This is a genomic window from Lewinella cohaerens DSM 23179, assembly GCF_000379805.1.
Lineage (GTDB): Bacteria > Bacteroidota > Bacteroidia > Chitinophagales > Saprospiraceae > Lewinella > Lewinella cohaerens.
Genome location: NZ_KB903531.1, coordinates 314937 through 331066, shown reverse-complemented (window position 1 = coordinate 331066; position 16130 = coordinate 314937). Strand labels below are relative to the sequence as shown.

General features: G+C 43.7%; 10 protein-coding genes. 3 read left to right on the top strand and 7 right to left on the bottom strand.

Annotated features, from left to right (window positions below):
* Positions 1 to 61: 61 nt before the first annotated feature.
* Positions 62 to 925 (bottom strand): T9SS type A sorting domain-containing protein, encoded by an 864-nt coding sequence (locus A3EU_RS35425; RefSeq protein WP_425412634.1) that lies wholly within the window; start codon positions 923 to 925, stop codon positions 62 to 64.
* Positions 926 to 2112: 1187 nt separating this feature from the next.
* Positions 2113 to 4410, bottom strand: coding sequence for a TonB-dependent receptor (locus A3EU_RS0101205; protein ID WP_020534291.1), 2298 nt, complete (start codon positions 4408 to 4410; stop codon positions 2113 to 2115).
* 351 nt (positions 4411 to 4761) lie between these two features.
* On the opposite strand from A3EU_RS0101205, the gene A3EU_RS0101200 reads away from it, so the two are divergent.
* From A3EU_RS0101200 to A3EU_RS0101190, 3 genes are all read left to right on the top strand, one after another.
* Complete coding sequence (locus A3EU_RS0101200; RefSeq protein ID WP_169433307.1) at positions 4762 to 5565, top strand: T9SS type A sorting domain-containing protein; 804 nt, start codon at positions 4762 to 4764, stop codon at positions 5563 to 5565.
* A 238-nt stretch (positions 5566 to 5803) separates the two neighbouring features.
* A complete protein-coding gene (locus tag A3EU_RS0101195) occupies positions 5804 to 7603 on the top strand; it encodes a T9SS type A sorting domain-containing protein (RefSeq protein ID WP_020534289.1) in 1800 nt (599 codons plus the stop codon).
* A gap of 30 nt (positions 7604 to 7633) precedes the next feature.
* Positions 7634 to 9175: a thrombospondin type 3 repeat-containing protein gene (locus A3EU_RS0101190; RefSeq protein ID WP_020534288.1), complete on the top strand. Its 1542-nt coding sequence runs from the start codon at positions 7634 to 7636 to the stop codon at positions 9173 to 9175.
* 83 nt (positions 9176 to 9258) lie between these two features.
* Here A3EU_RS0101190 and A3EU_RS0101185 read toward each other — a convergent pair whose 3' ends face one another.
* The 5 genes from A3EU_RS0101185 to pdhA all read right to left on the bottom strand — a co-directional run bounded on the left by A3EU_RS0101185 (position 9259) and on the right by pdhA (position 16059).
* On the bottom strand, positions 9259 to 10452 hold the full coding sequence (locus tag A3EU_RS0101185; RefSeq protein ID WP_020534287.1) for a T9SS type A sorting domain-containing protein: 1194 nt from the start codon (positions 10450 to 10452) through the stop codon (positions 9259 to 9261).
* 227 nt (positions 10453 to 10679) lie between these two features.
* Positions 10680 to 13421, bottom strand: a complete 2742-nt coding sequence (locus A3EU_RS32335; protein WP_425412633.1) for an ATP-binding protein — start codon at positions 13419 to 13421, stop codon at positions 10680 to 10682.
* Positions 13422 to 13597: 176 nt separating this feature from the next.
* Positions 13598 to 14116: a 6,7-dimethyl-8-ribityllumazine synthase gene (ribH, locus tag A3EU_RS0101175; protein ID WP_020534285.1), complete on the bottom strand. Its 519-nt coding sequence runs from the start codon at positions 14114 to 14116 to the stop codon at positions 13598 to 13600.
* Between the two features lie 92 nt (positions 14117 to 14208).
* Positions 14209 to 14895, bottom strand: coding sequence for a tetratricopeptide repeat protein (locus A3EU_RS0101170; protein WP_020534284.1), 687 nt, complete (start codon positions 14893 to 14895; stop codon positions 14209 to 14211).
* Between the two features lie 132 nt (positions 14896 to 15027).
* The gene (pdhA, locus tag A3EU_RS0101165; RefSeq protein WP_020534283.1) at positions 15028 to 16059 is read right to left on the bottom strand and encodes a pyruvate dehydrogenase (acetyl-transferring) E1 component subunit alpha; all 1032 of its coding nucleotides are present in this window, start codon (positions 16057 to 16059) and stop codon (positions 15028 to 15030) included.
* Positions 16060 to 16130: the final 71 nt, after the last annotated feature.

Genomic DNA, 16130 nt, shown 5'->3' with positions numbered 1-16130 from the left:
GAAAACCGCACTACCATAGTGAAACTACGGTAGTACGGTAATGAATTAGAACTTAAACTTACTAACGTTGCTTGATCAGTGTATTAGTGAGCGTTTGGTCATTAAGGATGACCTTTTGTACATAGGTGCCTGCGGGTAGATTATTCAGATCGTCGCTCGTCAGGATGTTCTCTCCTTTAACCAGTTCAAGCGTTTGACGATGTACGCGTTGGCCCTGCATATTATACAACTCGATAATGCAAGTCTGGGTTTCGGTTACGAATAAGCTAGTGGTATAGCGATCCGCAAAAGGGTTCGGAGTAACGGTCAAATGCGAGATTGGTTCTAAAACTGGTGGTTCAGCAGCATTGCCAATTCGTAGTGATGTGCGGTGTAAACCATTTCGGCNCTCCCCCAAGTTACCGTTGTCTTCTATACTTACAATTCCATCTAAAGTAGTGACCGCTGATAATGCTTTAAGTTCCAGGAAAAACAACGGTTCGTCGGCATCAATACTTTGCGCGTTTTCGTCATAAGGAAACCACACGAAACTGACCCGGTTTTCCTCACGCGGAACAATACGGTAAGCATCGGTGAAGTCGACCAACTGACCGGAAAAGACGTTGGTGACCTCTATCGCATCCTCGTCAAAATTCAAGGTGTAACCAAAGAAGGACAAATCTATATCGGTGCTGGCGTATACTGGTACAAGTGCTGTTTCGTTAGCAGCAAAGGAATGGTCTGCTAAAAATATTTCTTCCAGAGCGTAACTGCCTTCTTCTTCGCCACCTCGTCCACCATTCAATGCGCAGTCTCCCGTTACGTCTCCAATCTTGATCGCTGCGAAATTGGCTCCGTAGTAATTGCTGGAAGAAGCAGGGGCAATAATGCTTGTTGGATAATCGACCTCTTCTACCGGGACGTTGCTTCCGGAGGGAAGTGTCATCCCAAAATAATGCGTAGATGGAATAAATTCCCAATTACGATGAGCATTATCGAAATAAGGATAACCCAATACTACCCGCTGCATACGAGTAAGATCAAATGTAGTTATGGTATTACTCCCGTTCATGTCAGCCGCAACAAATTGCGCGGTCTCGGTAAAAGGCGCTGTCAGTTGAATATGCTTACGCGTTTTGATAATATCAAGCGTAGTAATTCCACAGGTAGTGGTGCCAGTGATTTCGTGGTTTGGTGTAATAGTGAGACCCGTAGTAGGAACAGTTTCGCTAAAGTAGCCTGTAACGTCAGATGTTGCTATTTCTGGAAAATCATAAGAATAATCAATCTCAATCTCAGCATCTTCCACATGACCACCCGTAGCGTCAATTACTCCTTCGAGCGAACCGAATACGCTACGGCTGGGAGGACAGAAAGCTGTCGTCATGTCCTCTTGTATAACTAGACCTGAGCTACAGCCTCCACCCGGAATAAAGAAGCTGACATTTGAAAAGGTTAAGCTATTTACGCAATCACCGAAAGGAATGGAGAAGTAAATCTTAGCCAGTAGATCATCAGAGATAGAACTTACTGAACCACCAAGATCAACGCGAAAATAAGACCCTGATTGTGGGGTTAATGTGATAGTATTGGGAGAGTTCGCTTCGCTAAGGGCATCGTCATAGATGACAGTTAGACCGAAAGGGAAGGATATTCGTGCGTTTAAACTACTTAGCGAAGACACTCCAGAAAGAAGAACCTCCACGGAATAGCCACCTTCATCTTCGGCTTGAATCGAGCCAAATGAAATTGTACCACATTGAGCGAAAACAGAGAGTGTAGACAATAGAGAGAGTGTCAGTGTCAGGACACTGTTTTTACAATAATTCATTACTCAAAATTTAGATTTAAAAATGGTTTAATTGAGAATTTTGAATACTAGCGCGCTTAAGTAAACTCAAAGTCAAAAAGAGCAATTTGCACAAGCAATTTAAAAAAAAGTAATGATATTACTATTGTTTTTTTACTTCTTAATACTGATTTAATATTAAATTAATCCACTCCAATACAAATGGTATTGTGACCTTCTTCCCTTTAGGACCAAGTTTTTACAAATAAAAAACGCCGACCATCACTCCGAAGAGTTCCGGCCGGCGCGCAGAAGGGCATTAATCATAGGTGTGAAGTCTTCCTCTAGAACTTATAGTCCAACCGCAGGGTGACATTTCTAGGAGCCTCCATCAGTGCTGGCCGGATAGTGTATTCTTCGTTGAAAACATTCCCCAAAATGAAGGTGGCTTTTACTTTTTCGCTATGTGCATAAGCCAAACGTATATTATGTAACCAATAACCATTATTGTCTTTCTGGCGATAATCATTAAGGCCACTGATGAAGATTAAAAACAATGCATCGATAGCTTCCATATGACTGTTGTAAAATGACTCTGCACCCAAACGGAATTTGCCTAATTCTACCTCACCGTCAAACTTGAAGCTATTGCGAAAACGGTATTTCAGTACATTATCGTTGCTCGAAGAGCCAATAGAATTTTGCCCACCCAGGGTGCTGCCATCCGGTGGAACATTGGTGTCAAACTCATCAAAACGAGGGTCGATGGTTACCAACCCGGTCAGTAATTGAAATGGGACACTACCTAATTTTCCACGCCCGGCGATGGTGAACTCCAATCCTTGGATATTAGTACCTCCAATGTTAAGAGACTGAAAGCCAGAGCCTGTCCAGTTGAATTCAATCATGTCTTCGTACTTCATATAGAAAGCTGTGACATCAACAAAGCCTTCAAAAGCACCCAGTCGATAACCCTGTTTTATGCCAATTTCTGCCGACCAACCTGTTTCTGATTCGAGCGCTGGGCTAGGTTGAATGAAAAATCCTCCGGCATTGGTAAATATGTATTTTTCGGCAATGGTAGGGTAGCGGTAACCTTGCCCCCAGCTTGCGCGAATAAAGGTGCCCTCGGTAGCTTGGTAGTTAAGCCCAAACCGAAATACTGGACGACTTTCTTCCTCTGTAGTGGGAAGTATTGTGCTTTGGATATTATTGAGCACATAGTCGAAACCGGGATTATTGAGCTTGTTGTATTCGTAACGGAAGCCAAAGGAGGCATTCAGCCGTTTTCCAAATTTTTTATCTAATTGGGCAAAGGCCGCGTAGTTCTGAGAGGTGAAAGTCGTATCTCCGTACAATTCTGCTTCTACACCTGTACCACTAGCAACCAAGCCACTGGTCATCACCAGCCCTGAATTCTCAAATCGCCGTTGAAATTGGTATTCGGCGTAGTAGAGGTTGGAACGGTTACTTTGATTGCGATCATTGTCATTGTCTACGCTGTAAAATCTGCCCAGAAAACGGTGGCGGTTATTTTTCTTATCGAAATAGGTAATCGTAGGGTCCAGGTTGTAGCGAAACCGTTTGCGTGTAGCTTGGGTCGTACTGTCGCCCACGTACGCCGTCTCAATACCAGACCAGTAAAAGTAAGAACTACTCTCACCAGCATTGAAGTTACCAGCTAGACCATAAGTCAGACGGTCGCTGGCACGATGTCGGATATTGAAGTTGGCGCGACCAAATTTACGGTATACATCCTTGCGGAAGCTTTCGTCGTTGAGGTAATAACCGCCAACAACAAGGTCAACTTTATCGAATTTCTGGCGATGACTCAGGCTAGCCCCTAAGCTACGCGGAGCGCTGTCCCACCATTTGAGTTCTTCCCGCTTTGGGGTAAGGTGTACGGTAGAAAACAGGGAACCCTTGGTAATGGGCGTTGAAGTAGCGTATGCCGTACGAACATTGACGATGCCGTTCAATGCAGAGGAACCATAAAGTGCCGAGGAAGCCCCCTTGATTACTTCAACCTGTTGAATGACTTCCAATGGCACATCATCCCATTGCGGGAAACCAGCATCAGCCTGTAAAATGGGCACATCATCCATCAAAAGAAGCACACGACTACCGGCGCCTTGGCTATAGCCTGATCCTCCCCGGATATTGGCCTGCCCATCGACAACCGTTACGCCAGGAACTTTCTGAAGGGCATCGTCAAGGGTTAGTTTTCCGGTGCTTTCGATAAGGTCAGGGCGCAAAATTTCGAGTGAAACAGTTACTTCACTCAACGGTTTTTCGTACTTACTGCTACTTACGGTTGCTGTTTGTAGTAAGGTTGCAGCTTCTTCTAGTGCGATATTCCAGGTTGTTGTTTCACCAGCACCAACAGTCAATGTAGCAGAAGCAGTGGTGTAGCCAAGGTAGTTGGCTTTTACTTCATAAGTGCCTGCGGTTAGTTTTAGCTCAAAAAAACCATCATAGTCAGTGACGGTTCCAATATCACCTGCGCGCACCGTAGCGGCAATAAGTGACTCTCCAGATTGTTTGTCAGTAATGGTGCCACTAATGGTTCCTGACTGGGAAAAAGCCAGATTAGTGAGAAGCAGACTTAAAATTAGCCCGCAGAAACGTGCGAATTGCAGCATAATTGAATGTTTATCCGTTGTTAGATATATCAAGCCTGAATTGATGTTGATTCGATGAATATCGAAATTTAATCAACTTTACTTAATAGGGAACAGCAATAGCAAAAGTTCTCCGGGAAGGGAATTAAGAGCAGTAATGCTCTTTGGGAGTAAGAAGTGTGAATAGTTGCAAACGTCTTTTTCTCGAATTAATCAAATAATTCAAATTGAGACGCCGCAATATAGACCTTTGCTTGAAAATTTTAAAATTTCCTACGCTAAATGCGACTATTTGACAATAAAATTCTTGATCAATCCTTTATACTGTCGGCAAAATTAGCCAATATTGCGTCTGAATTAAATCTTATACAAATGAAGAAACTTTTCCTCTTACCTCTTTTCGCCCTAATGTTGGGCAATTTTCAGTTGACCGCACAGAGCGGTTGTACACCGGAAGAAATGCTACCGGATACTGTTATTGTATTGCCTTTACCTTACCAGGAAGATTTTCCTGAGCGTGGTATTCAGGATACGGCTTGTGTAGCTGGTTATTATGAAACCGTTATCCAGATACGTATCCCTGAGACCATTGCTATTGGTACAACAGAAGTGGGAATTACTCAAGTACAGATTACGGATCAGGGAGTTACGAACCTTCCTGAAAGCTTTGACTACGTTTGTGACCCTCCTTCTTGCGTATTCTTGCCAGAAGAAGTGGGTTGTATTCAATTGTATGGTGAAGCTACTGGCGATGATGTTGGAATGCATGATTTAAAGATCAATGTGTTGATTTCTACGCAAATTGCTGCGCTTCCTTACACGTTGCCTGATGGCCAGTTGGTACCCGGTAACTACTTCTTCTTTGTACGCCCTGAAGGTAGTGATAACTGCCTCGTTAATGCTACTGAAGTCACGGAGAATGCTTTTGATCTACGCATCCAGCCTAATCCGTTTTCTGACCTTTCAGAGATTTTTGTTGACCTTCCACAAGGTGGAAAGTACGACTTACAGGTGTTTAATACACTGGGTACTTTGGTACAGCAGCGGTCTTTGGAGCTTGTAAGCGGCCAAAATTCTTTCCGCTTCGACGGATCTAACCTCGCTACCGGAATGTATATTTTCCGTCTTCAGCAAGGCGCACAGGCAGCCTCAGGTCGTTTGTTGATCCAACGGTAAGGAACAACACAAAAATGTTAAGTCCAAGGTAAAAGGATTGATATATAGTCAGATGGTTGGTTTTGCCCAAAATTGACCATCTGACCATTCCTTTTCCTACTCGCCTTTATTTGAATAATAGCAACACCAATACAGTGACGTAAGCATTGTTTTACGTCCATATGTAAGGAATTTCGATATTTCCTTATCTTTCTACTGGAACTATCTACTTATCTCCGCCCACTAAACAGTAGAAACTATGTTGCGATTTGTACTCAATTTGCTGTTTGTCAGCGTATGTCTTTCATCCATTACTGCCCAGACGGGCTGTCCGGGGTGCTTGGTCGATTTACCAATGCTACCCGAAGACACTATCTACCTTTCGCCCGCTCCTGATGGAGAAGCTGGCACCTACTACAACGGAGACCTTAGTTTTCGTTTGCCTTTAACAACAACCCCCGTTAACGCTTCTGATCCTACTATTCCAGCTGGACTTGATATCTCCCAGTTTACAATTCTGGCAGTAGCAGGTTTGCCTGCGGGAATGAACTGGGAAGCTAGCCAGACTAGCTTTGATACCGAAGAAGGTACCGATGGTTGTGTCAAGTTTTGCGGTACGCCATTACTCCCCGGCCTTTACATGGTAGAAGTGGTCATAGAGGCAGTCGTGTTGATCTTTCCTCAGCAAACTTCGTTTTCTTTTCCTTTATTAATCAACCCAGCAGAAACCGTAACTGAAGGATTCACTGTTGTGAATAACAATGGTTGTGGATCGGTTACGGCTTCTTTTGTAAACAACGTACCCTCTGGCGGGGTCGAAGGCTTTTCGTACCTGTGGTTTTTTAACAACGGGAATTCAACGACAGCAGAGAATCCCGCTGATCAGACCTTTGATCAGCCTGGCGAATACCTGGTCAATTATCAGGCAATAGTAGATACTACAGGCTTTTTTATGACCCAAGTCAGCATCGAGCAATCTCCTTGTACGGATTTGTTTACAGCATCGGATCTAAAGTTTGATCTTTTTGATCCCAATGGTGATCACGTGTTTACTGCGCCCATTGTTGGAAATGCTACTTTACCGATCACTTACAACGTTCTCATTCCAATTGGTGAAGGTACTTACGAGTTGCATGTCATTGATGACGACGGCGGCTTGGATGGTGCAGATGACCTCTGTGGAATTATTGAATTTGGACAAGGGGTATCGGGTCTTCTACAAGATGATGACGGCGACCTTCATGTGAATATTGAGATGGTCAACCCTATAGATACCATCCGGTCAAGTGAAACGATCACCGTTTATGAAATACCTAACGATCCAATCCTGACAATCGCAGAGGATAGCCCTTATTGTGATGGTGAAGTGGTGGCGCTGGTAAGCTTAAATTATAATAATTCCCTCACTTGGTATAGGGATAGTGTTTTGGTTGTAGGTGCAACAACAGATACCCTTTTGGTGGAACAAGGTGGTAGCTATTGGGCGACTTACACGACGGAAGATGGATGCCTTGCTACCTCCTTGCCTATTGCCGTAACCTTCACGGATAATCCTGAGGATATTGACCTTATTCAGAATGGCAATTTACTTAGATTGGAAGATGAAAGTAACCTTCCGGTAGATTTCTCGTTTACATGGTTATACGAAGGAGAATTAATACCATCGGCGACGGAGTTGCTATTATGTGCGGAAGCAGCGGGGACCTACACGCTGGTGATAACGGACAATGCTACGGGCTGTAGTACGAGTGCTGATATTGCTGCGGATTACGATGCTGAGGTGGATTGTACGACACCAACAGATAACATTGTAGGTCAGGGAAGTTGGAATTTATTTCCTAATCCATTGAAAAGCTTCCTTTTTATTGAAGGCCCAACAGGCGTTAATGCCGAAATTCGGATATTTGATGCCCTTGGAAGAGTAGTCATCAACAAGCAACTTGTCAGTGGAAATGATAGGGTAGAGGTGCAGCAATTGAGCGCAGGAGCTTATTTTTACCAACTGGTTTCGATACAAGGAGAAAAAATACAAACGGGGACCTTGATGAAGGTCGATTAATAAAAGAGAAAACTACACAATTACTACCGTATGAACATTAACCGATTTGGCATCATTGCTATGATGCTTTTACTAAGCACGTTTGGATTTAGTCAAAATGGTAACAAATTAGACCGGCACGCCATCTCAGCCAGGGTCCTGGGGGTAGACTATAGTACGCCTAATGATGCTGATTTAGCACCCACAGCTGGTCTTGAAGTCAGTTACCGCTATCTAATTACCAAGAATTTTGGCTTGGCGGTACCGCTAAAAATAGGTGTCGCTGATGTCATAGATGACTCTCAAAACCGGAATATCACCAGTTTTGATGCCTTATTGCATGTCTACCCTTTTGGTGGCGAGCAAAAGCTTAAGCCTTATTTGTTAGGGGGGATTGGCTATGTAATCGAGAACATCGATGAAGGCAATACCCAGATACCAGTAGGTCTTGGCATCAATTACATGTTGGGCAGTAATTCTTACCTCAGTATTCAAGGAGAATACCGGACCTCAAATGCTGAAAATCGAGACAATATCCAGCTTGGGCTTGGTTACCTCTATCAGTTTGGAATCAAAGACACGGATGGCGATGGTGTAGCAGACGGCGAAGATGGCTGCCCTGAGATTTTTGGTCCTGTGGCTACTGCTGGATGTCCGGATTCGGATAATGATGGTGTGGCTAATAAAGATGATGCTTGCCCGGAAGTGGCTGGCCCCGCTGCTACCAGTGGTTGCCCGGATACCGACGGCGATGGTATTGTGGATGCCAAAGATAGCTGCCCGGAAGTAGCAGGTCTTGCAGAGATGATGGGCTGTCCGGATACTGACGGAGATGGCGTGACGGATGCTGATGATCTGTGTCCCACGGATGCTGGCCCAATAGCTCAAGCTGGCTGCCCGGATACGGATGGTGATGGTATTCACGATGGGAATGATGAGTGCCCCAACGATGCAGGTATAGCGACAAACAATGGTTGCCCCGGAAGTGACCGCGATGGGGATGGTATCCTTGATGAAGCAGACGCTTGCCCCGATATTAAAGGTCCAGCCTCCACCCAAGGCTGCCCTGATCGTGATGGCGACGGTGTTCGAGATATAGACGATCGCTGCCCAGATAAAGCTGGCCCTTACACCGGTTGCCCGGATACCGATGGCGATGGAGTTATCGATGCCGATGATCGCTGCCCAGAAGAGGCAGGGCTTACGTCTAACAAGGGGTGCCCGGAAATTGAGGAAGATGTACGTGAAGTACTTAATTTAGCCATGAGAGCCGTTCAGTTTGAGACAGGGAGTTCGGTCATCAAACCCGAGTCTTTTGCTGTTCTTGATCAGATTGCGGATATCATGAAGCGGTACCCTGCTTACCAGTTGCGTATTGCAGGGCATACTGATAATGTCGGAGATGCTAAGAGGAATCAAGAACTTTCTGAGGGGCGGGCAGCAGCTTGTTATGAGTACCTGCTGTCTAAGGGAGCGCGATCTACCCGTATCTCTTACGCTGGCTTTGGGGAAGATTACCCGATCTCACCGAATTCTACGAGCACAGGACGTACACTTAATCGGCGCGTGGAATTTGATTTGATTATTCAGTAGTCATGTAGGGTATTTATATAATATTTCCGGTCTGTCAACTGTCGTTGACGGACCGGAAGTATTTTTAGCCCTAATCAGTTATTTTAGAAAACCTGTAGTTTCCCAATACCGATGAGGACGTTATCTTCATCGGTAACTTGGTATATAAACATGCCATTTGACAGCGATGCCGGAATTTCAACATCTAAGGAATTGCTTCCGTTTGAGGTATAATCAACAGTTTGCAGCACTCGTCCTTGTAGATCAATGAAACGAACCTGCCCCGAGGAGGTAAATTGCTCCAGAATGATCGTAATAGATGATGTAGTTGATGCAGGGTTCGGGAAGCTTTTAGCCACAGGTACCCTTAACTCCTCGGTGGAGGTGGCCATGTCAGCTACCTGAGGCCAGTAAACAATACGATTAGTTGCTCCTCCACCTAGCGGTGACTCGGAGAGCAGGACTGGTGTGCCGATGCCAGGGGCATAGAAATTATAAAAATTACGTCCCTTGGCAAGCCCTTGTTCTAAGCCAAAAGCATCCAGTATTGCTTGGGGTGCAAGGCTTCCACCTAGGAAAAAGCTATCCACCTCGACAAGGCTACCTTTCACTAGTAAAACCTCTATTTCTCCAGAGGGGTCACCATCAGACCTTGGTAGAATGATCGAACCATAACCAACGACTTCCCGTTCTTCGGTGATCGTTGTTCGGGTGAATGCTGGTGTCTGGTTCAGACCAAATGCGACTGCAGTTACTTCATAATTTAAGTCATAATAATAGCTTCCTTCCCATTGGTCTTGATAGGTCATTGGTAACTCCATGATGTTCGTTCGGCCCACGTAATCGAATTTGTTGGCGATATAGTCTATTCGATCATTAGCCCCACCTGAAAGAGGGGTTAGAGGCACAGTCAGGCTACCAAATGATCTTCCTGTACGATACCATCCATCGGCATCTATGGCATCATAGAGATTACTGGTGACTTCAAAAGTAAAGCCTCCGAGAAAAAGTTCAATATCTGAGCTGAAATAATTCAAAGCATCGGTGAAATCGGGATCAGTGGTAGCGTCAGTGTAGACCGTTGTTTCAAGGACGCCCTCGCCTAGTGTACTGTAATCCCAGAGGATATTGGCTCCTTCCTCAGGAAAAGGGGTTCCTGGATCAGTTATTACCAGGGAACTATCCGTAAAGCTCGCCGGACGCAAGAGATCACTTTGTGTAATTGTTACCTGTGAAGCTCCAGGGAGCGCATAAAGAATAAAAATAAAAGCACTGAGGAGTAAAATTGCTTGTCTCATTTTTTGAATTTTTTTGATTAAAGTGCACAGCAACTTCCTTTGGTGATTCGTGGGACATCCACAAAACCAGCATTCCAAAGAAGCTTGACTACTTGTGTTTTAGTACCTTACAAAGGTGGGGACCAACTACAGGTGAGCGGTATCAAAAAATAAGGAAAGAGTATAAAATTGGGAAAGGCGGTATCAAAAACGACGCATATCCTATAAGTCATGGCGCATAGGCGCTATTACTGTAATAACGAACCCGGTGTTTGGCCATATTTATCGCCAAAACATTTGACAAAATAAGCAGTACTATTAAAGCCTGTTTGCATAGCAACTTCGGAAACATTGCCCGTTCCCTGTTGAAGCATCTCTTTTGCTTTTTGCAGGCGGAACGACTGGATGAATTTATTTGACGACTGGTCCGTAAGTGCTTTCAATTTCCGATTGAGTTGGCTGCGGCTAAGGCCTATCTCTCGGGCCAAAAACTCAACACTGAATTGTTCGTCAGATAAATGGGTGTCAATGATGGAACATACGTTTTCTAAAAAGGCCTTGTCAACGGCATTCGTGCCCACGGCTTGTGGTTCGATGGTGTTCGATTCGGAAAACTTCTTTCTTAATAGGAGCCTGGATGTGATGAGGTTTTTTGCTCTTATCCCGAGTTCCTTGGTATCAAAAGGCTTGACCAGGTAATCATCCGCTCCGATCTCCAGACCTTGCATCTTCTCTTCAATAGCAGCTTTGGCCGTTAGTAAGATGATAGGAATATGGCTGGTTCGTTGATCTTTTTTTAGTGTTGCGCAGACTTCATAGCCATCTTTTTTTGGCATCATAACATCACTGATGATTAAATCGGGCAGTAGCTCCAAGGCTTTGTCAATGCCCTCTTGTCCATCGATGGCCTCAATGATATTAAAAGACGAAATGAGGTGTTGCTTAATATAGGCTCTTACGGCATCATTGTCTTCAATGATCAAGGCTACGTGGGCTTCATTTTCCTCGTCACTATCATTGCTGGCAGTTGCCAATATTGGTGTTTCGATAGCAAGGCCCATATTTACCCAGTTTTCTAGCCTACTGGATGCTTCTGAAGCAACTAAGGATGAACTACTTTGAATTTCATGCTCTTTTAGATGCGATGTCCCTTTTTGAAAAATGACGGTAAAAGTAGTTCCTACTCCAGCCTTGCTTTCGACTTGAATCCTTCCTTTGTGTAATTCAACTAACTCCTTGACCAATGCCAACCCAATTCCGCTTCCTTCATCTTCACTCATTTTAGCACTGTCTGCTTGGAAAAAGCGATTGAAAATATTGGTCAGACGGGTAGAGGAAATACCTACACCATTATCTCTTACTAAAATTTCTACATGATTTTTATAGTCGGTAATCATTACGGCTATTTCGCCATTTTCCTTCGTGAATTTAAAAGCATTAGATAAGAGGTTATAGAAAATTTTCTCCACTTTATCTTTGTCCACATACAAAGGAATATCTTCTTTTTGGGCTACAAAGTTGAATTGAATATGCTTCCGTTTTGCCAGCGATTCAAAAGACATTGCAATACCTTTTAGCATCGCCGGAAGGTTTTGTTCTACCGCAAACAATTCCATTTTATTGGCCTCCAGCTTAGATAAATCCAGCAGTTGATTGATCAATTGCAGTAAACGTTCCGCATTTTGATAAGCTAGTTGCAGGCGATTTTTGTCTTCGGCTGCCTCGGTGTTTTTCAATACATCCTTGATGGGCCCCATCACCAGGGTAAGTGGCGTTCGAAACTCATGAGAGATATTCGCAAAAAAACGAGACTTTACTTGGTCCAGTTCTTTAAAGCGCTCTTTCTCTACTCTAATAGTATCGATTTTGTCGAAAATACCGTAAAAGAGGATACCTGAAAAAAGCACTGTTCCTATTTGAAAAGCATAATCGGTGCCCGGGCTAGAAGGGATATAGCCGGAAAGACCCAGAATAAACAATATAGCACCTAAGAATAAAACAATCGCTGAAACCAATAGAATGATAGAAGATTTATCTTTTTTTCGAGCAAATAAACCAATGATTGTCATACCAAGTAATAACCAGATAAGCGTGAGGTAGTCAGAGACGGTGTTTATCCAGAGCCAGTCATCGTTAAACAATTTAAAGGCAAGAGGGGAGATCGTTGTAAATAAAGAATAGTATAAATAACCCGTGAAAACCTTGCTGTTACGTGCTCGAAGGTCAATGTAGTTGCTTATAAACATCGAGGAGGATAGCAAAATGGACGGTACAATAAATGTTAGGTCTAGTCTTTTTGATGCTGTAGGATGGTGGTTGAAGATTAAATCTGTGAGGCCGTGGAATGAGGCAAAATAAGCGGTGAAAGAAAACATCATTAAAGAGAACCAAATAAAGACGCTTTCCCTAAACATAGCGTACATGAAAAGGCTAACGAGACCGAAGAAGAGCATGATTCCGGCATAGAAACTCTGTAGCGAATTAGTGGTTATTTCATCCCTGTCCAGTACATTTCGAGGGATTACCCTCAGGGTCGACAAACATTTATTAGCGCAAACGAGTGAATTGTAACGCATCTTAAAGTAATACGTTGTTGTTTCTCCTGGGTATAGGCTAAATGGGAGGTTACTTCGGTTGCTTGATAGGCTTTTTTCTGATGGCCTTAGGCTGTTGCCTGTGAAAGTCACATCTATAACCGTTCCGTCTTGAATGGTGTACATCCAAATGGAGTCAATGAATGTAAACAAGCGAAAATAGCCATCAAACCTGTCATCGCTTTTATTAGTCAATGTTACGCTTGTCCATAAGACTAAAGGAGCACTGAGTTTTACATCGTCTTCTAGCAGAATAAACTTAGAGCTTGATAAGCTAAGGATTTCTTCAAAGCTATATGTTGCTTCCTTGTCAAGGAAAAAGCCTAGAGAATCGGTAAAGTTAGGGCTGTTGTTGGTGTTCTCNTTAAAGTTATAGCTGATGTTACTTCCGAACATCTGCAAACAAGAAACCAGCAAAATCAACAGGAGTATTGGCCGCTGCATTTTTTAGGCGTTGAAATACAGCGTGGCAGTAATAGTTCCGCTGTTACGGCTTAAAGATATAGCTATTGAGTATAGACTGTATCACAATTATTAAAAGGTTTTCTATTCTCCTGATAGGGGAGCTCCTATTAGTAACCTATTGACTTCTTGCCAGCCTTGTTCAATTCTTTCCGTATAGCGGCCATACGCAAGGCTGTGGTGGCTGCTTCTACGCCTTTGTTGCCATGTTTTCCACCAGCACGATCAAGCGCTTGCTGCTCGTCATTGGGGGTCAGTAAGCCGAAAATAAAAGGACGCCCCGAAGTAAGACCCAAATTTGTCAATCCCTGAGCTACTGCCATATTGATGTATTCATTATGAGAAGTTTCTCCTTTGATGACACATCCCAGGCAAATTACAGCATCGCAATTATAGCGACCTGCCAGCATCCTTGCACCAGCAGTTAACTCAAAAGCACCAGGAACCTGAATGGTGTGGATATTGTCAGCTTGAGCGCCGTGTTTGACGAGGGTGTCATAACAACCTTCGTAAAGTGCGTGGGTTATTTTTTCGTTCCAATCTGCGACAACAATTCCGAGGGTAAAATCTTCAGCATTTGGTATACTGTCGGTATCGTAGGAGGATAAGTTTTTTAGAGCACTGGCCATAACGTTACAAAATAATTGGTTGAAAAAATAAAAGGTAAGATGTTATCAATAACACCTTACCTTTTATTAGGTTCTAAACAACGGATTGCTGTTTATCCTTGCACCCGAACGAGATACTTCTCAATATCGTTAGCTTGAGGGGTGTTGTGATACTCCTCTTTGATCGTTTGATAAGCTTCTCGTGCAGCAGCAGCATTACCCTGGTGCTCATTGAGCATACCTACCTTCATTAGGTAGTAGGCAGAAATCAAAGGGTTATTACTTTTTCCTACTGCTTTGTTATAAGAAGAAAGGGCCTTGTCAAAGTCTCCCTTCTCAGAATAGGCATCACCTAATGCACCAGCTGCCATAGCAGGAGTGACATCGCCAGCAGGACTGAAGTCGCTTAGGTAGTCAATTGCAGCATCAAACTGCCCCAACTGCAAATAGCTGACACCAGCGTAGTACAGTGCCAAGTTGCCTGCTGCAGTACTGCCATACTGGTCAGCAATATCAACAAAACCAAGGAATCCAGCTCCAGGGTTGGTCAACGCAAGCGCAAAGGAATCACGTTCGAATTGTACTTGTGCCTGAGCTATTTGTTCAATAGCCTCGTTCTCCTTTGGTAATTTTACCATCTGACGGTAAAGGAGGTAACCACCTACTATTACTAAGAGCCCAACGAGTAGGTAAGTAATAGTATTTTTATTCTCTTCAAAAATCTCATTGATGGATTTTTGCCCTACAGCATCCGCTAAGGTTTCTTCGTTTGGCAGACTGCCTTTATTATCCTTTGCCATTGTTGCTTTTTACTGCGTTTGATTTAAAACGCGGCAAAGATAAACAAAAAAGCGGCAGTACCACATTGTGGACTGCCGCTTTTTTTTCTTATTTGGATTAAATAAAGGTATCCTTTATTTAAAGCCTTGATTTTACGTAAGATATGGGTAATCTTCCTGAAGGTAGTTATCTGTGTACAGCTCCGATGCATCGGGTAGTGGAGACTCTTCTGCAAATTTATAAGCATGATCAATTTCTTCTTTGATCTCACTTTGAATTGCTTTGATCTCTTTCTCGGTAGCAATCTTGCCGTCGAGAATTGTTTTTTCAATCATTTTAATCGGGTCGCGATCTTGGTATTCTTTGACCTCTTCTTTTGTCCGGTATTTTGCTGGATCGGAAACAGAGTGTCCTTTGTAGCGATAAGTCCGGATTTCCAGATAGAAAGGTCCTTTACCTGAGCGAATGTGTGCTGCTGCTCTGCCCACTGCTTCGTGTACAGCAACAGGATCCATCCCGTCGACGGATTCTGTAGGCATCTCATAAGAAAGCCCCAGTTTAGACATGTCTGTAACGTTGGAAGTACGCTCAATAGAGGTTCCCATGGCATAGCCATTGTTCTCAAGAATGTACAATACTGGAATTTTCCAGGTCATGGCCATGTTAAACGCCTCGTGCAAAGCTCCCTGGCGTGCAGCACCATCTCCAAACATGGTAACACAAAGATTTTCGGTGCCTTTGTACTTTTCTGCAAAAGCGATACCTGTACCAATCGGAATTTGTGCACCAACGATGCCGTTTCCTCCGAAGTAGTTATGTTCTTTACTGAAAAAGTGCATAGAGCCACCTTTTCCTTTGTTTGCACCCGTTGCTTTGCCAAATAATTCAGCCATAGCAGCATCAGAGGTAATGCCTCTGCCAAGTGCAATTCCGTGTTGGCGGTAAGCTGTAACGATACCGTCTCCCTCTATTAGAGCCGATTCTATGCCAGCAGCTACTGCTTCCTGACCGATGTATACGTGGCAAAATCCTCTTACTTTTTGCTGCCCGTAAGCCATGAGCGCTTTCTGCTCAAACTTGCGAATCCTAAGCATTAAGGTATACCATTCCAGGTATTGCTCTTTGCTGTAGGTAGTTTTTTTCTTGCTGGTAGCTCTCTTCTTCGTCGGTGCTGCTGTTGCCATAAGCGAGTTGTCGCTATTTGATGAATAATTGGTTACTAATGCAGGATCATCATCCTAAGCTTTTAAAGATA